At 58.0% G+C, this 20,986-nt stretch carries 24 protein-coding genes; 9 read left to right on the top strand and 15 right to left on the bottom strand.

What is annotated here, in order from left to right; all coding sequences use genetic code 11:
* Nucleotides 1-22 precede the first annotated feature (22 nt).
* Nucleotides 23-433 carry an ATP synthase F1 subunit epsilon gene (gene atpC / locus SynBIOSE41_RS14155; RefSeq protein ID WP_066911149.1) on the top strand — a complete coding sequence of 137 codons (411 nt, stop codon included), beginning with the start codon at nt 23-25 and terminating at the stop codon, nt 431-433.
* 166 nt (nt 434-599) lie between these two features.
* On the opposite strand, the gene SynBIOSE41_RS14150 is transcribed toward atpC, so the two are convergent.
* Together SynBIOSE41_RS14150 and SynBIOSE41_RS14145 are read right to left on the bottom strand one after the other, a co-directional pair.
* Nucleotides 600-1,325 carry a M23 family metallopeptidase gene (locus SynBIOSE41_RS14150; protein ID WP_255475790.1) on the bottom strand — a complete coding sequence of 242 codons (726 nt, stop codon included), beginning with the start codon at nt 1,323-1,325 and terminating at the stop codon, nt 600-602.
* A gap of 388 nt (nt 1,326-1,713) precedes the next feature.
* On the bottom strand, nt 1,714-2,217 hold the full coding sequence (locus tag SynBIOSE41_RS14145) for a 30S ribosomal protein PSRP-3 (protein WP_066911139.1): 504 nt from the start codon (nt 2,215-2,217) through the stop codon (nt 1,714-1,716).
* 125 nt (nt 2,218-2,342) lie between these two features.
* Here SynBIOSE41_RS14145 and SynBIOSE41_RS14140 point away from each other — a divergent pair, with 125 nt between their 5' ends.
* Entirely contained in the window at nt 2,343-3,083 is a 741-nt protein-coding gene (locus tag SynBIOSE41_RS14140; RefSeq protein WP_370594131.1) for a TIGR01548 family HAD-type hydrolase, read from the top strand.
* 14 nt (nt 3,084-3,097) lie between these two features.
* Here SynBIOSE41_RS14140 and SynBIOSE41_RS14135 read toward each other — a convergent pair whose 3' ends face one another.
* The gene (locus tag SynBIOSE41_RS14135) at nt 3,098-4,450 is read right to left on the bottom strand and encodes an aminopeptidase P N-terminal domain-containing protein (protein WP_255475789.1); all 1,353 of its coding nucleotides are present in this window, start codon (nt 4,448-4,450) and stop codon (nt 3,098-3,100) included.
* Nucleotides 4,451-4,503: 53 nt separating this feature from the next.
* On the opposite strand from SynBIOSE41_RS14135, the gene SynBIOSE41_RS14130 reads away from it, so the two are divergent.
* Genes SynBIOSE41_RS14130 through ald form a run of 5 tightly spaced genes read left to right on the top strand, consistent with a single transcriptional unit; the run spans nt 4,504 to nt 10,326 of the window.
* Nucleotides 4,504-5,517, top strand: a complete 1,014-nt coding sequence (locus SynBIOSE41_RS14130; protein WP_066911135.1) for a CNNM domain-containing protein — start codon at nt 4,504-4,506, stop codon at nt 5,515-5,517.
* Nucleotides 5,514-6,824 (top strand): GTP-binding protein, encoded by a 1,311-nt coding sequence (locus SynBIOSE41_RS14125; RefSeq protein WP_186538449.1) that lies wholly within the window; start codon nt 5,514-5,516, stop codon nt 6,822-6,824. Before SynBIOSE41_RS14130 ends, SynBIOSE41_RS14125 begins: the two co-directional genes overlap by 4 nt.
* 2 nt (nt 6,825-6,826) lie before the next feature.
* Nucleotides 6,827-7,417, top strand: coding sequence for a nicotinate-nucleotide adenylyltransferase (locus SynBIOSE41_RS14120; RefSeq protein ID WP_186541249.1), 591 nt, complete (start codon nt 6,827-6,829; stop codon nt 7,415-7,417).
* Nucleotides 7,418-7,423: 6 nt separating this feature from the next.
* Entirely contained in the window at nt 7,424-9,157 is a 1,734-nt protein-coding gene (locus SynBIOSE41_RS14115; RefSeq protein WP_186538447.1) for an NAD+ synthase, read from the top strand.
* 29 nt (nt 9,158-9,186) lie between these two features.
* Nucleotides 9,187-10,326 carry an alanine dehydrogenase gene (ald, locus tag SynBIOSE41_RS14110; RefSeq protein WP_066910947.1) on the top strand — a complete coding sequence of 380 codons (1,140 nt, stop codon included), beginning with the start codon at nt 9,187-9,189 and terminating at the stop codon, nt 10,324-10,326.
* Nucleotides 10,327-10,330: 4 nt separating this feature from the next.
* Here ald and SynBIOSE41_RS14105 read toward each other — a convergent pair whose 3' ends face one another.
* Genes SynBIOSE41_RS14105 through SynBIOSE41_RS14095 form a run of 3 tightly spaced genes read right to left on the bottom strand, consistent with a single transcriptional unit; the run spans nt 10,331 to nt 12,020 of the window.
* Nucleotides 10,331-10,756: a YchJ family protein gene (locus SynBIOSE41_RS14105; RefSeq protein ID WP_255359967.1), complete on the bottom strand. Its 426-nt coding sequence runs from the start codon at nt 10,754-10,756 to the stop codon at nt 10,331-10,333.
* A 5-nt stretch (nt 10,757-10,761) separates the two neighbouring features.
* Nucleotides 10,762-11,832 carry a DUF3326 domain-containing protein gene (locus tag SynBIOSE41_RS14100; RefSeq protein ID WP_255475786.1) on the bottom strand — a complete coding sequence of 357 codons (1,071 nt, stop codon included), beginning with the start codon at nt 11,830-11,832 and terminating at the stop codon, nt 10,762-10,764.
* The gene (locus tag SynBIOSE41_RS14095) at nt 11,829-12,020 is read right to left on the bottom strand and encodes a hypothetical protein (protein WP_186538445.1); all 192 of its coding nucleotides are present in this window, start codon (nt 12,018-12,020) and stop codon (nt 11,829-11,831) included. The genes SynBIOSE41_RS14100 and SynBIOSE41_RS14095 overlap by 4 nt, the downstream gene beginning before the upstream one ends.
* On the opposite strand from SynBIOSE41_RS14095, the gene SynBIOSE41_RS14090 reads away from it, so the two are divergent.
* Nucleotides 12,019-12,171: a hypothetical protein gene (locus tag SynBIOSE41_RS14090; RefSeq protein ID WP_186538443.1), complete on the top strand. Its 153-nt coding sequence runs from the start codon at nt 12,019-12,021 to the stop codon at nt 12,169-12,171. The two genes, SynBIOSE41_RS14095 and SynBIOSE41_RS14090, sit on opposite strands and share 2 nt — an antisense overlap.
* 1 nt (nt 12,172) lies before the next feature.
* Entirely contained in the window at nt 12,173-14,713 is a 2,541-nt protein-coding gene (locus tag SynBIOSE41_RS14085) for a DUF1254 domain-containing protein (protein WP_186538428.1), read from the top strand.
* A gap of 41 nt (nt 14,714-14,754) precedes the next feature.
* Here the strand turns inward: SynBIOSE41_RS14085 and SynBIOSE41_RS14080 are convergent, their stop codons facing one another.
* From SynBIOSE41_RS14080 to SynBIOSE41_RS14040, 9 genes are all read right to left on the bottom strand, one after another.
* Entirely contained in the window at nt 14,755-15,090 is a 336-nt protein-coding gene (locus tag SynBIOSE41_RS14080) for a 2Fe-2S iron-sulfur cluster-binding protein (protein WP_186538421.1), read from the bottom strand.
* Nucleotides 15,091-15,241: 151 nt separating this feature from the next.
* Nucleotides 15,242-16,192 (bottom strand): F0F1 ATP synthase subunit gamma, encoded by a 951-nt coding sequence (locus SynBIOSE41_RS14075; protein WP_186538420.1) that lies wholly within the window; start codon nt 16,190-16,192, stop codon nt 15,242-15,244.
* 11 nt (nt 16,193-16,203) lie between these two features.
* Nucleotides 16,204-17,724, bottom strand: a complete 1,521-nt coding sequence (gene atpA / locus SynBIOSE41_RS14070; RefSeq protein ID WP_066910967.1) for a F0F1 ATP synthase subunit alpha — start codon at nt 17,722-17,724, stop codon at nt 16,204-16,206.
* Nucleotides 17,725-17,781: 57 nt separating this feature from the next.
* A complete protein-coding gene (gene atpH, locus SynBIOSE41_RS14065; RefSeq protein WP_186538419.1) occupies nt 17,782-18,330 on the bottom strand; it encodes an ATP synthase F1 subunit delta in 549 nt (182 codons plus the stop codon).
* Nucleotides 18,330-18,851, bottom strand: a complete 522-nt coding sequence (locus tag SynBIOSE41_RS14060) for a F0F1 ATP synthase subunit B (protein ID WP_186538417.1) — start codon at nt 18,849-18,851, stop codon at nt 18,330-18,332. The genes atpH and SynBIOSE41_RS14060 overlap by 1 nt, the downstream gene beginning before the upstream one ends.
* Nucleotides 18,848-19,315, bottom strand: coding sequence for a F0F1 ATP synthase subunit B' (locus tag SynBIOSE41_RS14055; protein WP_186538415.1), 468 nt, complete (start codon nt 19,313-19,315; stop codon nt 18,848-18,850). The genes SynBIOSE41_RS14060 and SynBIOSE41_RS14055 overlap by 4 nt, the downstream gene beginning before the upstream one ends.
* 89 nt (nt 19,316-19,404) lie before the next feature.
* The gene (gene atpE / locus SynBIOSE41_RS14050) at nt 19,405-19,653 is read right to left on the bottom strand and encodes an ATP synthase F0 subunit C (protein WP_007098848.1); all 249 of its coding nucleotides are present in this window, start codon (nt 19,651-19,653) and stop codon (nt 19,405-19,407) included.
* A 170-nt stretch (nt 19,654-19,823) separates the two neighbouring features.
* Nucleotides 19,824-20,549, bottom strand: a complete 726-nt coding sequence (gene atpB / locus SynBIOSE41_RS14045; protein WP_066911088.1) for a F0F1 ATP synthase subunit A — start codon at nt 20,547-20,549, stop codon at nt 19,824-19,826.
* Between the two features lie 25 nt (nt 20,550-20,574).
* Nucleotides 20,575-20,910, bottom strand: coding sequence for a hypothetical protein (locus SynBIOSE41_RS14040; protein WP_066911091.1), 336 nt, complete (start codon nt 20,908-20,910; stop codon nt 20,575-20,577).
* Nucleotides 20,911-20,986: the final 76 nt, after the last annotated feature.

Genomic DNA, 20,986 nt, shown 5'->3' with positions numbered 1-20,986 from the left:
TTCACCAAAACACTTCATATCCATGTCCCTCACCCTCCGTGTGCTGGCACCCGACCAGAGCGTCTTCGATGGCTCTGCTGATGAGGTGATCCTCCCCAGCACTACTGGGCAGCTGGGCATTCTCCCCGGCCACGTCTCTTTACTGGCCGCACTTGATGTGGGAGTCCTGCGTGTTCGTGCTGATGGAAGTTGGAAATCCATCGCCCTGATGGGTGGGTTTGCAGAAGTGGAGGCCGACGATGTCACCGTGCTCGTCAACTCAGCTGAATTAGGAAGCTCGATTGACGGCAATTCTGCTGAAAGCGAATTGCAGGCTGCACGCAACGCCGTCAATAAATTGGAAGGACAGCCGACCTCTCCTGAGAAAGTCAAAGCCCAACAAAGCCTTAATCGCGCAAGAGCCCGCGCACAGGCAGCGATCAATCAAAGCTGATTGATTATCAATGCAACTGCCCCAGCAGTTTCACATTCGGGGCAAGACATTAAGACAACATCAATTTTTAATCTTGGCGTAGCCCCTTACAGGCTCAGCTCATATCAATCTACAAAAGAATCGATGCAGCTCAAGCCTGTTAACAACCAGTCATTAATCCCAAGGTTCATACCTTTTCTTCGATTGTGATTCCCTTCAAGAATGAAGCGGGATCAATTGCGATATCTTCTGGTGATCTGATCTCAAAATGGAGATGAGGTCCAGTGCTGCGACCTGTATTGCCCATCCTGGCGATCAGATCACCGCGACTGACACTCTCACCAACCCGAGCAAGAATCTCATTGCAATGCGCGTAGCGCGTCTTGTAACCATCAGGATGCAAAATTTCGACCATCAGTCCATAAGCACCTAAAGAGTCTGCGAAAATCACTCGTCCAGAGCGCGAAGCACGAATGGATGTTCCAACGTGATTGGCAATATCAATGCCTGAATGATGCCGTGACCAGCGCGGCCCAAAGCCCGAAGTGAAAACACCTGAAGCTGGCAAAGAATAAGCTTTCAGCAACAACTCGTTCAGATAATCGGCGAAGGATGCGAACGAACAAACCTGAGCAAGAGAATCGGATTCCGTTTCATAGCTCTCGACAGACCACGCCACTTGAGGAAGCAATACAGAATCACCGACAACAACGGGAGATTCCTGCAAACAATATTGCTCAAACAAAGCAATCATGGATCGCTTGTTCAACAGTTGCTGAGAAGCCTGAAAAACATTTTTTCCACGCTTTCCGCTAAGGCCAGACATCTCAGATTCCTGAAACTTGAATTGACCAACGTCATTCAAGATTTCCAGGCTCGATGTGGCTGCAAAGGTTGCAGAGGAACAGGCCAAGTGCGAACAAGGAGGAGAAGGAAATCAACCCATCAAAAATATTCCGTAAGACTGTAACAGACTATTGCGGACCCCAGATAGCCATATTCGCTGGGATTGGCGATCAGTATCACTCTCAATGAATCAAATGATAATTCTGATGCATGGCCGCATCAACAGCAGCACTCAAGGCAAACCAGCCTTGACCCGAACACCATTAAATGCTGCCTTCAATCAGCCAGAGAAGATCTACGCCATCAATTCACAACTGCACCAAGTAAACATTCTGAAAACAATCCGATCATCGGGACAAAGGCTGCGGCAGCTTGCAAGAAAACTGCTCTCTCGACATTAAAAAGCAGGCAATGAATTGCCTGCTAGAAACGAACAAAATTCTGCTCAATGTCAATCAAGCGGTACCGCAGAAGGTCACATCAGGGAACTTGAGCTTGGCATCATCCAAACTCTTGCCCTTGCCTTCTTCCTGCCAGTAATTGATCACTTCAGTGGCTTTGTTCAACACCTCAACGCGTTCGTTATCGGTGATCCAGGACTTACCTTCAAGTTCACTTTTCAGAGTTTCCCAGGCATCTTCACGAGGCCAGAAAAAGTAAGCCGTCAAAGGACTGGGACCACCACCAACAATTTGATCAACGGCAAGCGCCACGTTGTCGGGCAACCAGAGAATCTTCAACAGGAAGCGTCCCTCATCGGCCTTCGGGGTGTATCCGGATGGCACTCCATCAGCATCGATCGTGGCTGATGCCAACGCAGCACTGCCGCCACGCATCACCGGACGACCTTCCTTCGGCTCCTGCTGCTGATCGGCCTCAGTGCTCTGAGGAGCCTGATCAGCTGCTGCTGCCTCTGTCACGACCTCTTGGTCGACGGCAGCTCCTTCGGAAACCGTCATGGTGTCAGCGCTCAAGAATCAAGGACAAAGAACTAATCTACCAGCCGCCAAAACCCATCCCCCTGGACCGGCATCCATCCACCAGCCAGCTTCTGCTGTTCGATATCGACGGAGTGATCCGCGACGTGTCAGGCAGTTACCGCAGAGCCCTCCAGGCAACTGTGGAGCACTACAGCGGCTGGCTGCCAGCACCGTCCTGCATCGACGCCCTCAAGGGCGAAGGACGCTGGAACAACGACTGGGACGCAAGCCTCGAGCTGCTGCGCCGGCATGGCGCATCCCTGCCCTCCAGACGGGACCTGATCGATGTCTTCAGCGATTTCTACTTCGGTGGCGATCCCGATGGCGATCCAAGCGCCTGGACGGGATACATCAGTGATGAACCCTTGCTGGTGCGACGGGACTTCTTTGCCACGCTGGATCAAAACGGTTGGCGTTGGGGATTTGTGAGTGGCGCGGAGCCTCCATCCGCACGTTTCGTGCTGCAGCAGCGACTGGGACTGGTCAATCCCCCTCTGGTCGCCATGGGCGATGCCCCTGACAAGCCTGAACCCGGTGGTCTTTTGCAGCTCAGCGACAGTCTCTTGCCCCATCGCAGCGGGGGGGTCGTCGCCTATCTGGGTGACACGGTTGCCGATGTCAAGACTGTTCTCAATGCCAGGGTCCAACGCCCCGATCGTCAATGGATCAGTCTCGCGGTGTCGCCACCGCATCTTCTGCCCGGCAGCAAGGAGAGAAGCGTCTATGAACGGCAACTGATCGCCGCCGGCGCGGATCTGGTCCTCTCCAGTACTGAAGCAGCCATTCAATGGTCGATGGGCAGCAACGGCTCTGAACTTCTGGGCCACTCAACATCCGATCGCTGACGCTGCTGGGCCTCCTAGCGCTCCATGTCTTCCACGGCTTTGAGAGCTGCGGAAGTGAGCACTTCATGACCGCAGGGGACTTCGCCAAGGTCCCTGACCGCAACATCGTCCTCGATGCGAATACCGATGCCCTTCCAGCGCTCGTCAATCGCAGGCTGTCCCTCGGGAACCGCAAGCCGGTCACTGACGTAAAGACCAGGTTCCACCGTCAGCACCATGCCGGGTTCCAGCTCCACGTGATGCTCCCCGAGCCGATAGGCGCCGACGTCATGTACGTCCAACCCCAGCCAGTGCCCGGTTCGGTGCATGTACAGATGGCGATAGCAGCCCTGCTCAATCAGACCATCCACCTCTCCCTCCAGAAGGCCCAGATCCACAAGACCCTCCACCAGAACACGCACAGCCGCGTCATGAACGTCCTCGGCGGTATGCCCTGGCTTAACCCGGCGAATCGCCGCTTCCTGTGCCGCCAACACCAGGCAATAAAGCTCCCGCTGCTCGCCACTGAAGCGACCGCTCACCGGGAACGTCCGCGTGATGTCCCCGTTGTAGTAATCGCGAAGTGAGCAACCCGCATCGATCAGCAGCAGATCTCCGTCTTGAAGGACTGCGCTGTTGTCGATGTAATGCAGAACACAGGCATTGTCTCCGCCGGCGACGATCGAGCCGTAGGCGGCTCCACGGGCCCCTGACTCAAGGAAATGCTGTTCGATCAGAGCCTGAATCTGTCGCTCGTTCATCCCAGGGCGCACGGCAGCTCTAGCCAGCTCATGGGCGGAAGCAGAGATCCGCCCGGCTTCACGCAGACGTTCCAGTTCAGCGGGTTGCTTGCGCAAGCGCATCCGATGCAGCAGCGGGCAGGGTGCAAGCAGCGCCAGTGCAGCCCTGCCGGTACGCGATGCCCGATCCAGTTGCGCACCCCACGAACGCAACACCAGGGGTTCGATCGATGGATGGCTGCCGACACGGAAAGCGATGCCCTCCGCACCGTCCAGGTATTGCGGCAGCAGGGCATCGAGCTCCTGGCGCGGATGCGAGAGATCAGCACCGAAGCGCTCCACTGCACCCTCACACCCCCAACGTCGACCGGTCCAGACCTCAGCAGCTGGCTCACGGGGATTCACAAAGAGCACAAACCGCTCACCCTCGGGGCGATGTGGCAGGAAAAGGGCCACGGCATCGGGCTCATCAAACCCGGTCAGGTACCAGAAATCACTGTTCTGGCGGAAGGGCCACTCCGTATCGGCGTGGTGAGTGACCAGGGTCGACGCTGGAATCACTGCAGCGGCCTCACCCAGTTCTGCCATGAACCGCTCACGGCGATCCGCGAACAGCTGAGCATCAAAAACAGGGGCGAGATCAGCCACGACAGAGACAGGGCACCGGAGAAACGTCAGGATGGCAGTCAAAGCGTCCGCGCATGACCTCCGACCTGCTGATCCTTCTCTTGTTGGTGGTGGTGGTGCTGACCGGATCCGCCCTCTGCTCCGGGGTGGAAGCAGCGCTGCTGACCGTGAATCCGGTGCGAGTGCATGAACTGGCAGCCCGGCCGAAACCTGTGGCCGGAGCCCGCAGGCTGGCGCAGCTGCGGCTGCGCCTGGGTCGAACCCTGTCGGTGCTAGCGATCACCAATAACGGCTTCAACATCTTCGGAAGCCTGATGCTCGGCGGCTATGCCTCCTGGGTGTTCACGGAAAAGATGGACGCGGGAAATGGTGCTCTGGCCCTGTTCTCTGTCAGCCTCACGGTTCTGGTGATTCTGCTCGGGGAGATCCTGCCCAAGGCGATCGGAAGCCGCCTGGCATTGCCGGTCTCGCTAGCAAGCGCTCCGGTTCTTCACTGGCTTGGCGTTTTCATGCGACCGCTGGTGCTGCTGCTGGAGCGACTCCTTCCTGCGATCACGGAAGAGAGTGAGATCAGCACGGATGAGGAAGAGATCCGGCTGCTGGCGAAGCTCGGATCTCAGAAAGGGCAGATCGAAGCCGATGAAGCCGCCATGATCTCCAAGGTGTTTCAGCTCAATGACCTCACCGCTCGTGATCTGATGACACCGCGGGTGGCAGCTCCAACACTTGATGGCGCCTGCAACATCGAGAAGTTGCGAGTCGAACTGCTCGACAACGAAGCCCAGTGGTGGGTGGTGCTCGGCGATGCGGTGGACAAGGTGCTCGGCGTCGCCAACCGTGACCGTCTGCTGAGCGCCCTGGTGCGCAACAAGGGACATCTGACACCAGCCGACCTCAGTGAACCGGCTGAGTTTGTTCCCGAAATGATCCGAGCCGACCGCCTGCTGACCGGCTTCCACCGCGATAACAGCGGTGTGCGGGTCGTGGTGGATGAATTCGGTGGCTTTGTGGGCGTGATTGGCCCAGAGGCCGTGCTGGCCGTGCTGGCCGGCTGGTGGAGAAACACCTCAGGCGAGGCCGCTCCATGAGTGCCCTGGAGGATCGCTGCAGAGATCTGCTGCAGGGCTGGCGAGACAGGCTGGAACTGAATGGCCGTGAACAGGGACTTCTGGCCGGTGCGCTTCGGCTTCTGGATCACCAGCTTGAACGCCTGGAGCGAAGCAGGCTGCGGATCTCGGTGTTCGGCCGAGTGGGCGTCGGCAAGTCCAGCCTGGTGAATGCCCTGGTCGGTCAGCAGCTGATGGCCACGGATGTGGCCCACGGCTGCACGCGTCAGCAGCAGGCCGTGGCCTGGCCAAGAACCATTTCAGGACTGCAGAACGTCCAACTGGTCGACACCCCTGGCATCGACGAGGTGGATGGTCCGGCTCGAGCACGACTGGCGGCCAGGGTGGCCCTGCATGCCGATCTGGTGCTTCTTGTGCTGGACGGCGACATCACGCGGGTGGAACTGGAGGCCCTGGATACGCTCCAGACCATGGGCAAGCCGGTGTTGACGGTGCTGAACCGCAGCGACTGCTGGCCAGAGGATCAACTGCCGGATCTGCTGCGCAAGATCCACAGCCGACTTCCAGCAGGGCTGCCGGCTCCGCTGGCGGTGTCCGCCGCACCGCGCAAGGCGGTTCAACTGAGCGATGGCCGCATCCGCAGCCGTGAGCAACCAGCCGACGTGGAAGCACTGGCGAGCGGTCTCAGCCGTCTGCTCGAACAACATGGCCAGAGCCTGCTGTTGCTCAACAGCCTCAGGCAGGCCACACGAATTCAGCAACAGCTGGAGACAGGAAGATTGCAGCGACGCCGGAGGGAAGCCCAGGGGCTGATCGGGCGCTACGCCGCACTCAAGGCCACCGGCGTCGCCGCCAACCCGCTGCTGCTTCTGGATCTGGCTGGGGGATTCGCCTGTGATGCGGCCCTTGTCCGCCAGCTGTGCTCTCTCTATGGCCTTCCTCTCGGGGGACCGGCGGCTCGCAAATTGATCCGCCAGCTGAGTGGGCAGAACGCTCTGCTGGGGGGTGCACAGCTGGGGCTACAGGTCGCCTTGGGCTCGTTGCGGCAGCTGTTGCTGCTGGCCGCACCCTTCAGTGCTGGCCTGACACTGGCCCCTGCCGCACCAGTGGCCCTGGCCCAGGCGGCACTGGCCGTGCACACGACACGACGCACCGGTCGGATGACGGCACGCTGGCTGCTGGAGGAACGGGGCCGGGGGCGTCGACTTCAGCCAGGGCCAGCCACTCTGATGCGGCGGCTGGCCCAGTCGGATCGTGGCATCGTCGAGCTGATGCAGGAGTGGCCCCAGCCGCAGTCGCGCCCGCCTCTGCCATCACTGTTGCCCTGACCATGGCGACAAAAGCCAGAGCTGAGATTGCCTTGCTCGGGACCAGTGCCGACCCTCCGACCGTGGGCCATCAGGCACTGCTGGAAGGACTGTTAACCCAGTTTGACCGAGTCGCCACATGGGCCAGTGACAACCCGATGAAACACCATGACGCCGATCTTGAGCAGCGTTGTGACCTGCTGAAAACCCTGGTTGAATCGATCGCCAGTCCCAGGCTGCAACTGGCCCAGGAGCTGAGCAGCCCCTTTGCCGTCACCACACTGGAACGGGCTAGCGAACGTTGGCCTGACCACCGCCTCTGTTTTGTCGTGGGAAGCGATCTCGCTCAACAGATCCCATCATGGAAAGAGTCTCAGCGCATGTTGCAGCAATGCAATCTCAGCATCGTGCCCCGTGAGGGATGGCCCCTGGAGCTGTGCACTCTGCAGACCCTTCGCCAGATGGGAGCCGCTGCAAGGGTGCTGCCTCTGGGCATTCCCGCTGCTGCCAGTTCACAGGTGAAACAAAAGCAGAAACGACAGCAGGTGCCGGAATGCCTCTGGCCGCTGCTGCTGAAGCACAATCTTTATGGATTCAATGCCGCCAACTCCTGAGTGCCGATGCGCGTTGCCCTGGCCCAGATCAATCCTGTTGTGGGCGACTTGCTGGGCAATGCCACCCGCATTCTGAAAAGTCTCGACAGCCTGATCGAGACCACGGGCAGCCAACCGGACCTGCTGGTCACGCCCGAGCTGTCGCTCTGGGGTTACCCACCAAGAGATCTGCTGTTCAGCCCCACTCACCTGCAACGGCAACGGGAGGCCCTCGACGCTCTCCGCAGTGGTCTTGCCGACCGTCAGTCAGACATCGCTCTGCTGGTGGGAATCGCTGATCCAGCAGACGACGCCTTGCATCCTGCGCTGTTCAACGCCATCACCCTCGTGCAAGTCGGTGGCGATCACGTGGTGGCCCGTAAGCAACTTCTTCCCAGCTACGACGTCTTTGACGAAACGCGTTATTTCAGGCCGAGCCATGGAGCTGGGCAGATCACACTCAGCAGCGGAGACCGCAACTGGCGACTGGGGATCACCATCTGCGAAGACCTGTGGGTCGACCAAGAACTGCATGGCCGTCGTCTGGTGGGACCAGACCCTGTGGCCGATCTGATCCCCTCAAGGATCGATGCGCTGATCAACTGCTCAGCCTCACCCTTTGGCCGCCGAAAGGCTGCTCTGCGGCGCCAGTTGGCGGCACGGGCGGCGCAGCGCCTCGGCTGCCCGGTGGTATACGTCAATCAGGTGGGAGGCAATGACGAACTGGTGTTCGACGGTGCCAGCTTCGTGATGGGCAACAACGACGAGACGCCGCTTCTGCAGCTTCCGGACTGCCGTGAAGCGATACAGATCTGGAATGCCGCAGACAGGGCCCCATCGACAATCACTGAATCAGCCACGACGCAGCGAACCCAGACTGAACAGCAGGAGATGGAAGCGCTGTTCCGCACTCTGGTGACTGGTGTGAAGGACTATGCCGGCAAATGTGGCTTCCAGAGAGTCCTGCTTGGCCTGAGCGGAGGCATCGACTCAGCGCTGGTGGCTGTGATCGCTGCCGCGGCCCTCGGATCCGATCAGGTGCAAACCCTGCTGATGCCGTCCCCCTGGAGTTCGGACGGCTCACTCAGAGATGCTCTCAAGCTTGCGGATCGACTGGGAATCGCCCACACCATTGTTCCCATCGAAAACCTGATGGACGGCTTCCAGGCGACCTTGACCCCTGCCCTGGAGAGCCTTCCATCAGGGGTGACAGCCGAAAATCTGCAGTCACGCATCCGCGGCACTCTGCTGATGGCCATGGCCAATCAGCAGGGACAGCTGCTGCTGACCACGGGGAACAAATCAGAACTCGCGGTGGGCTACTGCACCCTCTATGGCGACATGAACGGCGGCCTGGCCGTGATCGGTGATCTGTACAAATCAACCGTGTTTGCGTTGTGCCATTGGATCGACAGCAGCGAGGCAAGCTTGTGCCGCAAGGAACTGGCCCTACCGGCCGAGGGAGAGCTGATCGGCAGCGCAATCCTCGAGAAACCTCCCAGTGCCGAACTGCGTCCAGACCAGAAAGACAGTGACTCACTCCCCGACTACGACCGGCTTGACCCCCTGCTGATCGACATGATCGAACACCGCCTCAGCGGGCAGGAGCTGACGGCTGCTGGCCACGATCCTGAGGAGGTGCAACGGATCGAGAACCTATTCAGGAGGGCTGAGTTCAAACGGAGACAGGCAGCGCCGTTGCTGAAGGTGAGTGCTCAGGCGTTCGGCAGTGGCTGGCGGCTGCCGATCGCCGCCGTCTGAGCCACATTGAAGACACGACTCCGTCCTCCATGGCCCATTCCGTTCTGACGGCCCCGATGGCCAGTATCGGGGTCCCAACTGAGATCAAGGCCGATGAACAGCGTGTGGCGCTCACCCCGGATGCGGTCCGTGAACTGGTGACCCAGGGCCTTGAGGTACGGATCCAGAACGGAGCCGGGGCCGGAGCAGGCATCAGCGACGACGCCTTCGCAGCGGCAGGAGCCAGGCTTGTGAACCGCGAGGAGGCCTGGGCTGCACACTTGGTGGTGAAGGTGAAGGAGCCGCAGCCGGAGGAGTTCAGTCTTCTGCGCGACGACATGGTGCTGTTCACCTACCTGCATCTGGCGGCTTACAGCCAGGTGGGAGAGGCCCTCCTGGATGCAGGCACCACAGGGGTGGCCTACGAAACGGTGCAATTGGAGAACGGAAGCCTGCCGCTGCTGGCCCCGATGAGCGAAATCGCAGGCCGACTTGCAGCGCAGGTCGGTGCCAGGCTTCTGGAACGGCCCAATGGCGGGCGTGGGGTCTTGATTGGTGGGTGCACCGGCGTGCGTCCAGCCCGCGTTGTGGTGCTGGGAGCCGGCACGGTGGGCTGGAATGCAGCACGACTCGCTGCGGCTATGGATGCCGAGGTGCTGCTCCTCGATCGCTCCCCCGAGCGGTTGCGCAGCCTTGAAGCAGACCGGCGTGGGCGCCTGATCAGCATGGTGAGCAGTCGCGGACTGCTGGAGCGCCTGGTTCCAACCGCGGATCTGCTGATCGGCGCCGTGCTGACCCCAGGAGGGCGGGCGCCGACATTGGTGGATGAGGAGATGGTGAAGCAGATGATGCCGGGATCAGCGATCGTCGACGTCGCTGTTGACCAGGGGGGCTGTATTGCCACAAGCCGTGAGACAACTCATACGGATCCAACGGTGTTCATCCATGGCGTGCAGCACTATGCCGTTGGCAATATGCCCGGCGCCGTGCCCTTCACCTCCACGGAAGCCCTGGTGAGCGTGACCTTGCCCTACATCCTCGGCATCGCTGGACGCGGCCTGGAAGAGGCCGTGACCGAACGTCCGGAGCTGCTTTCAGGGCTGAACACCGTGCAGGGTGCGGTCTGTCATCCAGGAGTCGCGAAAGCTCTTGGAGTACCACCGCGGCACCCGATGGCCTGCCTGCGCTGACAGGTCAATCCAGCGGACCGATGTAAAGCCATGGGCCTGTCGGTTCGCCATCACGCCTGCGGAACAGCGAGTGTTCGCTCAACACCTGCCGTGCTCCACCGACGCTGAAGACGGCCTCGAAACTCACGGACCCTTCCAGATCATCCGATTGACCGGCCGTGGTGTCCAACACCGTGAGGCCATGCCATCGGGTCTGCCGGCAGCTGGCACGCAGCTCACGCCGCCGCTCAACAGGTGTCCCGACGGCACCGGGATGGGTGGCGATCAGATACTCCACCTGCGCGAGCGCGTATGCGGAGTAGCGAGATCGCATCAACTGTTCCGCAGTCACCGCCTGCAGCCTGCCCCTGTGCAGTGGACCGCAGCACTGGTCCAGAGTGAAGCCGCTTCCACAGGGACAGGGTCGCGTTGGGACCTTGGCAAAGCCCATTGCCATTACTTCAGCTCCCGCAGAGAGGGCAGAGGACGGACAAGAGATGCGATGGCGAGGCCCTCGCGCAGGGCGACCAACAAACCGGCAGCTTCGGCATAAGAGCTCGCCTTCAGCACCTGAGGCCCCACATCGAGGGCCTCCGCAGTCACCGACAACATGCCTGGGTTGCTGACGGCTATCACTGGAACATCCCGTTCCAGACAAGCAAGCACAGCCTCCCCCCCAAGCGCACCATCCGGCACCACAACGGCCCCCAACTGCTCGGCGACAAGATCATCGGGCGCGATCGAACAGCCAGAAGAGAGATCCAGCAGGTCCGGCGCCCTGCTCAGACCCACCAGCACACAGGCGAGAAATGTGTAACCAAGCTCCTCGCCGGCAGCGCGTGGGTCAAGGTCAATGTCGAGGGGCAGAGCCGCAAGCGCTGGAGCATGGGCGCAGGGCATCTTCAGATGCCGAACCAGCAGATGACTGATCACGGCTTCAGCTCCGGCGAGAACATCCACTCCACTCCCGTGGCGGTAGGCAGTCAAAGCCTCACTTGTGTGATCGTCGGGGAAACGCGCCACCACAGCGATAGCGGTTGACCCTGCTGCCTTGAGGCGCTCTGCCGCTCTCAGAAGCGCGTCGGGTCGATCCAAGGTGCCCCAGCTGGTGCCGCTAGGGCCAGCAGCCAGATGCACACCCAGAGGCTCATCGGTGCTCACCACAGCGTTGACGTCAAGGCCAAGACTGGCCCTGCAGCCCTCTGCGACCTGACGATGTCGCAGCAGCAGATCCGATTCGATGCCGGCATCCAGCAACAGGCCGATGCGCTGACTGCGCCTGGGGCGCAGCCCCCAGGCAGCTGAGGCAAAACGATCGAGGGCGTAACCCTCGACGTAGTGAATGCGCGGATCACGCCAGTACAGCGAGGCGCCGTTGATCACATTGGGATGGGTAATCAGGCAACCGCTGGCCGCTGCCAGCAGACGGGCACTGGGCAGGGCATCACCTGCGAACCCCCCAATCTCACAGCCGATACCGGTCGGCACGACCATCAGCGTGGGCAGCGGTGCCGTGGTCAGCGTCATGAGTGAATCAGCACCGCTTCGACCTCAACCGCAGTTTGGGCTGTCTCAGAGGAACGATCGATGGAGGTGATGGCCCAGCGCAGCGGTTCGCCCTCCCGTTGAAGCTGCTGGAGAACCCAGGAACGCAAGCCATGAGTGGCAAGCGGTTCGGAACTGGTCAGCGACAACCGCCTGAAAGTGAGCTTCATGACCAACAGGCAAAGAGCAGGAAACAAATCAGGAGACGCCAAGCTGATTTTCGCGGATCAATACACCGGACTCTTTGTGGATGCGGTGCGCCACGAACCGTCACAAGCACGAAAACCATCACTACAACGGAAGAAAGTCGACACGAGCTGACATGCCTGCAAGCTCCTGCCCAAGCCCTCTGTCAGGTGCCACCACAACCGATTCACCCGACAGCTTGTTGTTCTTCTATGGGTTGTTATACGAGAAGGCCAAGTCCGCAGCCAAAAACAGCGCATCAGAGGAAACAAAAAATCCACTCATCAGTCCACGCGAATTAGCGATGATCGAAAGCAGCGGCACCTACATCGGTGCCGTCATCGCGACTGTTTGGGGACTACCGATCCAGCAGTTTTGGCAAAAGCAAGGGCTGTACATCAACAACGTCGAAGACGGCGGGAGCTCTCCGAACAGCTTTTACAACGCCCTGGATATTGATGATGGCGACACCATTGTATCGCCAAATACAGAGGTTCTTTACTCCAATGCTTTCCTCGACCTTTCAAACAAGGTTGTCACTATTAGATATCCAACACCAGAAATTAACGAAGGGGTTTATACAGGCATTCAGGTGATTGACCCTTACACCAACGTCCAGTTCAGCGATGGTTCAGCGAATCAAATCAAGCAGGACAACAACAGCCAGGGCATTGCAAAAAGAACTTTTTACTGGGCCGGCGCATCTAGCCATGTCATCAATCAGGCACTAGCCAAAGATCCTGACGCCATCGCCCTCACCAGTCCACAGGCCTGGGTTCTCGGTCGCATCAATGTCGACCCCTATCTGAGCAGCAACAGCAAGACCGACAGCGATCCAACCCCCTATCAGAAGTTGATGCAGAGCCAGTCACAGGCACTGGCAATCGACAAGATCCGACGATTGAACCATGAATTCAAAGCAAAGGTCAACTACACCGGCGACATCACACCGACCAGGGACTACTCAACCTCTGACGTCACAAAAAACGAAACAACCACAACCGTTGATTTTTTCACACAACTCTCAAATGCCGTCTACAACAACAGCTACAAAGGTCAACCGCTTGTTTTCTACTCTGGAACCAACATCAATGGCGAGCTAAAACCAACAGGAACGCTTTACGATCAGCAAGAACTCTTCAACGCCTTCGGGGCCGGCACCTATTCGATCGGACTGACAGCCCGGAGCAACAGCAATCAATATTCCTTCCCGGAAGGCAGCAACCCTGAGATCATCAACAAAGGGCATGAAGACGCCCTCAGAGCGATTGACCTGATCAGCAGCTCCACAAATCCCACAGAAGAGGATCATTACTGGACCATCAACACCACACTGGGCCAATACGAACCGAACTACGCAGGCTGGATAACCGCCGCCGCCGTTGCGGATGTTGGGCTTGGGGCAAACCTGGCATCGGACGGCACCTATCCACAGACGAGCAAGGGAATTGGCAAGAGCCGCAAACACCCAGAGGATTTATCCTCCCAACACGATTACAGCATCACTTTCACGCCTGAAAACAGCAAGCTTGCACCAATCAATCAACCAGGTTTCTGGTCAGTCACCGTTTACGAAAACGACAATTTTCTTGTTGGAACAGACAAAGACAATCTCAACAATTTTTACCTGAAAAACGAATTCGATCCCACGACAGGAGTTTATTCGCTGGGATCCAATCAATTTGACTACGCGGAGAATTACGGGGAGGTCGATCTCTCCATCACTCTCGCCTCCACATCACCAGGCTCAAACAGCACCGGACAATACTGGCTGCCGACCCCTGCTGAAGGCAGCAGAAATGACCAGTTCAATGTGATCCTCAGGCTGTACAACCCAACTCCAACTCGCGCCAATGGGGACAAAGATGCATCAATTTTCAGTCAGGATTCCGATCAGCGCTGGACGCCTCCCTTCATCAAGAAGCTTGGCACCACGACCAACGGCCCGCTGCAGTTCGGTCGTATACATCTTGACAAGGGAGAACGGGTTCATGATTGGTCCGAACTGGACACAGTGATCACTGACGAAAACGGGCAGTACGCGCAGTCATCCTTTGCGGGAGAGGGAACCTTGGTGTTTCACGGCGGGACAGATATCCTCACCGGCCAGCCTTATGAAGGCTTGCTGCTGGCTGATGCGGAATCGAATGTGATTTCACCACTCACGACCATCGACTGGGCACTCCAGCGCAACGGACACTCTGAGCAGAGCCGAGATCAGATTATCGATGGAATCGTGAATGCAGCCTATGAAGGTCTCAGCGGCACAATGATGAATGAGCACGCGAAGGGGCTGAATGCGGTGACGCACACCGCGCCTCATCAAGTCATTCGCAGTTCCTTCCGCGAGGCTCAGGATGTCGCCAAAAGCCAGGCAATCCTCAATCGAGCGATAGGTCGAGCGCTGACTGGTCTTTGGCAAAACATCAATGGGCATGACCTTCCTGATGTCAACAAGCTGGACAAATACAAGAGTGCCGTGATCAATCTTGCCAAGGAATTTGAAGCCATAGGCAACCTCAACTCCAATTCATTCAGAGATGCAGATGTGGCGCAGGCTCTGGACTTCGTCCAGTCCGGCAGCGGAGCTGCGCTGCGATCCCTTCTGAGCATCGGGACAGAGATGCGTGACATGGATTACTACAGCTTCATTGAGCTGTTGAGCGCTGAAGCCTGAACGCATCTCTGGACGAAAAGCAACAAACCCTGATGAGAACATCAGCTCTGGTACTGGCCGAACTGAGCCTGATAAAGCGCATCCTCCTGACCTGCAGCCGCGATGAGATCAGAACGTGGGAAGGAAACACAAAGGAGAGCGAAGCCCTTTTTGCGCAGATCCTCCTTGACACCCATCGCGTCAGGCTGGTGCACCTCACCCTCTTGGATGCGTGCGGCACAGGTGGTGCAAACTCCTGCGCAGCAGGAGCTGGGTAGTGGCACTCCGGCCTCTTCCGCAGCCGACAAAACGATCTGATTGTCGTGGCACTGAAAATGATGCTGCTGGCCATCAAGCTCAATGGTGACGGCATAAACCGCTGGAGTGTTGTCGCTCATCTGTCCTGGAATGCTCCCGTCGATGGCCTCGTCTCAGCGTAGAGCCCGCCTGAATCCACCCCAGCCACACACCGTCAGCACCGCACAAAAAAAGCCGGCCCCATGGCCGGCTGACTAACCCATACAGATTGGCAATCAGTTTGAAAGCGGATCAGACCATTGCGGCGGCGCCACCCACAACCTCAAGAATTTCCTGAGTAATGGCCGCCTGACGGGCCTTGTTGTAGTCAAGGGTGAGTGTCTTGGCGAGCGCCTTGGCGTTGTCGCTGGCATTGTTCATCGCCATCATTCGGCTTGCCAGCTCAGACGCCGCGGCCTCCTGGAGCGATCTCAGCAGCTGATTCTGCAGGTAAAGGGGCAGAAGGGCATTGAGCAATTGGTCAGGGCTCTGCTCAAAGACAATGTCCGAAGGCAGCTGAGGCTGAGTATTGGCCGGCCCTGCACCAGATTCAACCCGCAGCTCGCCGTCTTTTGTCGTGAGACGGAAGATCTCGTCATCAGCCTCAGCAATACCTTGAGGATCAAGGGGAAGCAAAGTCTGAACAACAGGGTTGCAGCTCACCAGGTTGATGAACTTGGTGTAGATGATCTCAACACGATCGGTGCTCTCGGATAGAAACTCCGCGAACACTTCGTTGGCGATCGATCCTGCTTCATCCGCTGTCGGAACCTGCTCAAGACCAGTGAAGGTGGCCTGGATCGGGTAGCTCCGATTGGTGAAATAGCTGATGGCTTTGCGACCGATCAGAACCAGATCGACCTTGTATCCCTTGCCCTGAAGCTCAGCGAAACGCGTCTCAGTGCGTTTGATGATGTTGGCGTTGTAGCCACCACAGAGACCACGGTCACCGGTGACAGCCACAAGGGTGATGGTCTCGACGTTGCGCTGCTCAAGCAAGGGAGCATCGGCATCCTCGAAACGCATGCGTGCCTGGAGGTTTTCAAGCAGTCGAGCGAGACGATCCGCGAAGGGGCGACTTCGCAACACCTGCTCCTGGGCACGCCGAACCTTGGCCGCAGCCACGAGGCGCATGGCCTCGGTGATCTTGCGGGTGTTCTTGACAGATTTGATCCGATCTCGGATCTCCTTCAGATTTGCCATATCTCAGGGCCTCAGTTGGCGGAAGCCAACATGGTGGAGGTGACTTCGGAGATGGCCTCCTTGAGCATGGTTTCAGCCTCAGGGCTGAGCACCTTTTCGTCCTGAACCTTCTTGATGAACTCAGGCTTGTTGCTCTTCAGGTACTCACGGAGCTCCCGGGAGAACTGAACCACCTGATCTTCGGGGACATCATCAATCAGACCCTTGACCCCTGCGTAAACAATGGCGACCTGCTCGGCCAGGATCAGTGGACTGAACTGAGGCTGCTTGAGTAGCTCACGCAGACGCTTGCCGCGTCCGAGCTGTTTCTGGGTTGCCGCGTCAAGATCGGAAGCGAACTGTGAGAACGCAGCCAGTTCGTCGAACTGAGCGAGTTCCAGCTTCAGGGTGCCGGCGATTTTCTTGATGGCCTTGGTTTGGGCTGCACCGCCAACCCTGCTCACTGAAATACCCACGTTGATGGCAGGGCGCAGACCCGAGTTGAACAGATCGGAACTGAGGAACACCTGACCATCGGTGATCGAAATCACGTTGGTAGGGATGTAGGCGGAGACATCACCCGCCTGGGTTTCGATAATCGGCAGAGCAGTCATGGAGCCCTTGCCCATGGCATCAGACAACTTGGCAGCTCGTTCGAGCAAACGGCTGTGGCAATAGAACACGTCGCCGGGGTAGGCCTCACGTCCGGGCGGACGACGCAGCAGCAGTGACATCTGTCGGTAAGCCTGGGCTTGCTTAGACAGGTCGTCGTAGATGACCAGGGTGGCCTTGCCCTTGTACATGAAGGCTTCAGCGATCGAAGCACCCGTGTAGGGAGCGAGATATTGCAGAGCGGCGGGATCGGAGGCATTTGCAGCAACGATCACGGTGTAATCCAGTGCGCCTCGCTCTCGCAGAACCTCCGTCACCTGGGCGACGTTTGCCGCTTTCTGACCAATGGCCACATACACACAAACAACGTCCTGATCGGCCTGATTCAGAATGGTGTCGATGGCGATAGCAGACTTACCGGTCTGACGGTCACCAATGATCAGCTCACGCTGGCCACGGCCGATGGGAATCATCGCGTCAATCGCGGTGATTCCGGTCTGCATGGGCTCATGCACCGACTTACGCTGAATGATTCCCGGAGCGGGAGACTCAATCAAACGGGTCTCAGTTGTGGCGAGATCACCCTTGCCGTCGAGGGGAACGCCCAGGGAATTCACGACGCGACCCAGGAGGGCGTCACCAACCGGGACCGAAGCGATCTTGCCGGTTGCACGGACGGTGCTGCCTTCCTGAATACCGAGGCCTTCACCCATCAGCACGGCGCCGACATTGTCATCCTCAAGATTGAGGGCAATGCCTTCAGTACCATCTTCGAACTCAACGAGTTCGCCGGCCATTACCTCTTGAAGGCCGTAAACGCGGGCGATTCCATCACCCACCTGCAGGACAGAACCAACGTTGCTGACAGAAACAGACTTGTCGTAGTCCTCGATCTGCTGCTTGAGAATCGCGCTGATCTCGTCGGGACGGATGGAAACCATGGCTGGTAAACCCTTTGACGGGGAATAAAAGAAAAATCTGAAGGGTGAAAAAAACGATCAGCTCGCCTTAGCAAGCGAAAGACCGAGTCGCCTTACTTGGCCGGAAAGACTAGCGTCGATGACCTGAGATCCCACATTGATGACGAAGCCGCCAATCAGGCTCGGATCGATGGTGAGGTCAATCTCAACGGACCCGCTGCCGACCATGGACTCAATCTTGGCGGTCAGTGATGCCTTTTGAGTGTCAGTCAGTGCCTGAGCCGAGCGGACATGCGCCAGCGAGATCTTGCGGGATTCGCGGTAGAGCTCGAGATACCGACCCAGGACGGCATCAAAAGCGGTGAGGCGATAACGATCGGCCAGAACCTTGAGCAGATTCAACAAGGAAGGCTGAATCTGCTGGCTCAGAAGTTGCTCCAGGGCTTTCTTCTTGGCCATCGGCTCAAGCACTGGTGAGGTCATGGCATCACGCAGTGACTCGCTGCTGTCCCAAAGAGCAATGAGCTCCTTGCACTGGGCTGCCACGTCCTCTGACTCATTGCGAGCGTTGGTCACCTGCAGCAACGCTTCGGCGTAAGGGGTGGCCAGGGTGTTGAGAAGAGGCATCAGGCGTCCTCCAGATTGTTGATGGAGGCGTCGATCAGACGGGCTTGAGCTGAAGCATCAAGACGTCCGGGCAGATCCGCCATCACCTTGTCGATGGCAGCCAGGGCAGCTTCGCGCCGTAGCTGCTCTGTGAGACGTGCACCTTCGGCGTTCAGATCGGCAAGAGCATCCTGCTTCAGGGCAGCCATTGCCTCGATGGTGCGCTGCTCACCATCCACACGGATGGCCTGTGCCCTGGCTTTGCCATCGGCGCGGATCTTCTCAGCTTTTTCTTTGGCAGAACCGAGATCGGCCTGCGCCTTACTCAGCTCTGTGGTGGCAGTTTTGAGTCGGGTTTCCGCATCGTTCAATTCCTTGAGAATTGACTCCCGGCGACGCTCAAGGATGCCGCCCAGCAATCCCTTGAGGAAATAAACCAGCAACCCAATGACAATGACCAGATTGATCAGGTTCGTGTCAAGGGGATTGAGGTTGATTGCGAAACCACCCTCTGCTGCAAACAAGGTGACAAGAGACATCATGAAACGGCCAGCAGACGTTGAATGATCTTTGCGCTGAACTCATCGACTTTGCTCATGAGCTGCGACTGAGCCTGCTCTCGCTGTGTCTCAATCTCACGGCGGGCTTTTTCCCTTGTGCGATTGGCATCGGCTTCGGTTGTCGCGATGGCTTCGCGATACAGATTGTCGACCTCCTGCTCAGCTTCGAGAATCGCGGCCTGAGCGGCCTGGCGAGCACCGCGGAGTTGTTCAGTGAGTTCAGCCTCTAAACGCTGGACCTGCTCAAGCTTCTGCTTGGCATCAGCAAGGCTTGTGGAGATGTAACCCTCACGATCTTCCACGACCTTGCCGACCGGACGGAAGAAGAGGGAATTGAGCAGGAAGGTCAGGAGAACCACCTGAACAGCCATTACAGGCAAGGTGGCATCGAGGTCAAAAAGACCTCCCTCCGGCACCGCTGCTTCAGCAAGCAGAAGCCAGGTCATGAAAAAGGAGCGCTGAGGAAAAGCTGATGAAGAGAAGAGTGATCACACCGGGGAGCTGCCTTCATACGAGGGAGCTCCCTGAAGATGGATCAACCGGCGAAGGGGTTGGCGAACAGAAGCACCAGAGCCACAACCAGGCCGTAGATCGTCAGCGATTCCATGAATGCCAGCGAAAGCAGCAGGGTGCCGCGGATCTTGCCTTCAGCTTCAGGCTGGCGGGCGATACCTTCAACAGCACCTTGGGAAGCGCTGCCCTGACCGATACCAGGGCCGATAGCCGCCAGGCCAACAGCCAGGCCAGCAGCAACGACGGAAGCTGCGGAAGTGATGGAATCCATGTTGAGAGCGTTGGGGGGGGGGTGCGCCGTAGCGCTGAGCAAATGAAGTGGGGATTGGTTCCCCCTGCGCAGGGACACTCTCTGTTGCAAGAGAGCGGGCCCGAGTCATGAGCGTCGGACCTACGCGCACAAGTGTTTAGCAGATCGCCTTAACGGCGAGCATTTGTCGCCTAGTGGTGTTCATGCAAACCTTCACCGATATAGAAGGCAGCAAGTGTTGCAAAGATCAAGGCCTGGATCGCACTGGTGAAAAGTCCAAGCAACATCACAGGCAGAGGAACGATCAAAGGAACCAGATAAACAAGAACTCCAACCGCAAGTTCATCTGCCAGGATGTTTCCGAAAAGACGGAATGACAGTGAAAGAGGTTTTGTAAATTCTTCAATGATCTTGAAAGGAAGCATGATCGGAGTTGGCTCTACATAGAGCTCAAAAAACCTCAGACCTTTTTTGCTTAGACCGGCATAGAAATAAGCAAGGGAAACGAGCAGAGCCATCGCCACTGTGGTGTTGATGTCTGCCGTAGGGGCACCCAGCTCGCCTTCAGGAAGTTCAAATACTTTCCAAGGGATCAGAGCACCACCCCAGTTGCTCACAAAAATGAACAGGAACAGGGTTCCGATGAAAGGAAGCCACTCTCGATAATATTTTTCTCCGATCTGGTCACGAGCGAGATCACGCAGATAATCCCAGAGAAATTCGAGCAGGTTCTGGACGCCTCTGGGGTCGCGATCCAGCTTGCGAGTACCAACAAGGACGACAGCAAGAAGTGCGCCGATCAGGATCCAGGAACTCAGAAAAACCTGGCCGTGCAGATTGAGGTTGCCGATCTGCCAATACAGATGGTTTCCAACCTCCAGTTCGGCGAAAGGCAGTGTGAAAGGCAGCAAAGCCATTGAATGCAGAAGGGGATGCGCGAGCTCAGCCGTCAATGACGGTCTGAAGAATCAAGGCGGGTTTATAGAGAAGGAAGCCGATGAAAGCAGGAAGGATCTCGAGCTGGGGGAACTTGGCCGCTGCAACAACGAGCAGCACAGGGACAACCAGCTGAAAACGACCCACTTGACGGGAACCTCCGCCGAGCCGAGCCACGCTGCGGGCGAGGAGGCGCAGGTAGAGAACACCAGCGCAGGAACCCACCAACAGGCTGCGGGCAACCATGGCGTCAAAACCAACCAGTGCGACGAGAACCGCAACCAGTGAAACCGCCAGAGTGGCCAGCATCAGGCGTTGTTGAAGTCTGGCGTAGTCGGCCATTCCAGAATCGATCGCAACGGATGCCGCGGATGATTCGGTGGGGTCGTTAGCCAGCAAACATTGCCTGAGGAGGCGC

The sequence above is a fragment of the Synechococcus sp. BIOS-E4-1 genome (assembly GCF_014279995.1).
Classification (GTDB): Bacteria; Cyanobacteriota; Cyanobacteriia; order PCC-6307; family Cyanobiaceae; genus Synechococcus_C.
The sequence above is the reverse complement of the archived record's forward strand: the minus strand, read 5'-3'. Positions and strand labels throughout refer to the sequence as shown.

Bases quoted from the DNA above. Each gene is read 5' to 3' on its own strand.
- atpC (WP_066911149.1), top strand. From the start codon at position 23: ATGTCCCTCACCCTCCGTGTGCTGGCACCCGACCAGAGCGTCTTCGAT.
- SynBIOSE41_RS14145 (WP_066911139.1), bottom strand. From the start codon at position 2,217: ATGACGGTTTCCGAAGGAGCTGCCGTCGACCAAGAGGTCGTGACAGAG.
- SynBIOSE41_RS14130 (WP_066911135.1), top strand. From the start codon at position 4,504: ATGACCTCCGACCTGCTGATCCTTCTCTTGTTGGTGGTGGTGGTGCTG.
- SynBIOSE41_RS14125 (WP_186538449.1), top strand. From the start codon at position 5,514: ATGAGTGCCCTGGAGGATCGCTGCAGAGATCTGCTGCAGGGCTGGCGA.
- SynBIOSE41_RS14120 (WP_186541249.1), top strand. From the start codon at position 6,827: ATGGCGACAAAAGCCAGAGCTGAGATTGCCTTGCTCGGGACCAGTGCC.
- SynBIOSE41_RS14115 (WP_186538447.1), top strand. From the start codon at position 7,424: ATGCGCGTTGCCCTGGCCCAGATCAATCCTGTTGTGGGCGACTTGCTG.
- ald (WP_066910947.1), top strand. From the start codon at position 9,187: ATGGCCCATTCCGTTCTGACGGCCCCGATGGCCAGTATCGGGGTCCCA.
- SynBIOSE41_RS14105 (WP_255359967.1), bottom strand. From the start codon at position 10,756: ATGGGCTTTGCCAAGGTCCCAACGCGACCCTGTCCCTGTGGAAGCGGC.
- SynBIOSE41_RS14100 (WP_255475786.1), bottom strand. From the start codon at position 11,832: ATGACGCTGACCACGGCACCGCTGCCCACGCTGATGGTCGTGCCGACC.
- SynBIOSE41_RS14090 (WP_186538443.1), top strand. From the start codon at position 12,019: ATGACCAACAGGCAAAGAGCAGGAAACAAATCAGGAGACGCCAAGCTG.
- SynBIOSE41_RS14095 (WP_186538445.1), bottom strand. From the start codon at position 12,020: ATGAAGCTCACTTTCAGGCGGTTGTCGCTGACCAGTTCCGAACCGCTT.
- SynBIOSE41_RS14085 (WP_186538428.1), top strand. From the start codon at position 12,173: ATGCCTGCAAGCTCCTGCCCAAGCCCTCTGTCAGGTGCCACCACAACC.
- SynBIOSE41_RS14080 (WP_186538421.1), bottom strand. From the start codon at position 15,090: ATGAGCGACAACACTCCAGCGGTTTATGCCGTCACCATTGAGCTTGAT.
- SynBIOSE41_RS14075 (WP_186538420.1), bottom strand. From the start codon at position 16,192: ATGGCAAATCTGAAGGAGATCCGAGATCGGATCAAATCTGTCAAGAAC.
- atpA (WP_066910967.1), bottom strand. From the start codon at position 17,724: ATGGTTTCCATCCGTCCCGACGAGATCAGCGCGATTCTCAAGCAGCAG.
- atpH (WP_186538419.1), bottom strand. From the start codon at position 18,330: ATGCCTCTTCTCAACACCCTGGCCACCCCTTACGCCGAAGCGTTGCTG.
- SynBIOSE41_RS14060 (WP_186538417.1), bottom strand. From the start codon at position 18,851: ATGATGTCTCTTGTCACCTTGTTTGCAGCAGAGGGTGGTTTCGCAATC.
- SynBIOSE41_RS14055 (WP_186538415.1), bottom strand. From the start codon at position 19,315: ATGACCTGGCTTCTGCTTGCTGAAGCAGCGGTGCCGGAGGGAGGTCTT.
- atpE (WP_007098848.1), bottom strand. From the start codon at position 19,653: ATGGATTCCATCACTTCCGCAGCTTCCGTCGTTGCTGCTGGCCTGGCT.
- atpB (WP_066911088.1), bottom strand. From the start codon at position 20,549: ATGGCTTTGCTGCCTTTCACACTGCCTTTCGCCGAACTGGAGGTTGGA.
- SynBIOSE41_RS14040 (WP_066911091.1), bottom strand. From the start codon at position 20,910: ATGGCCGACTACGCCAGACTTCAACAACGCCTGATGCTGGCCACTCTG.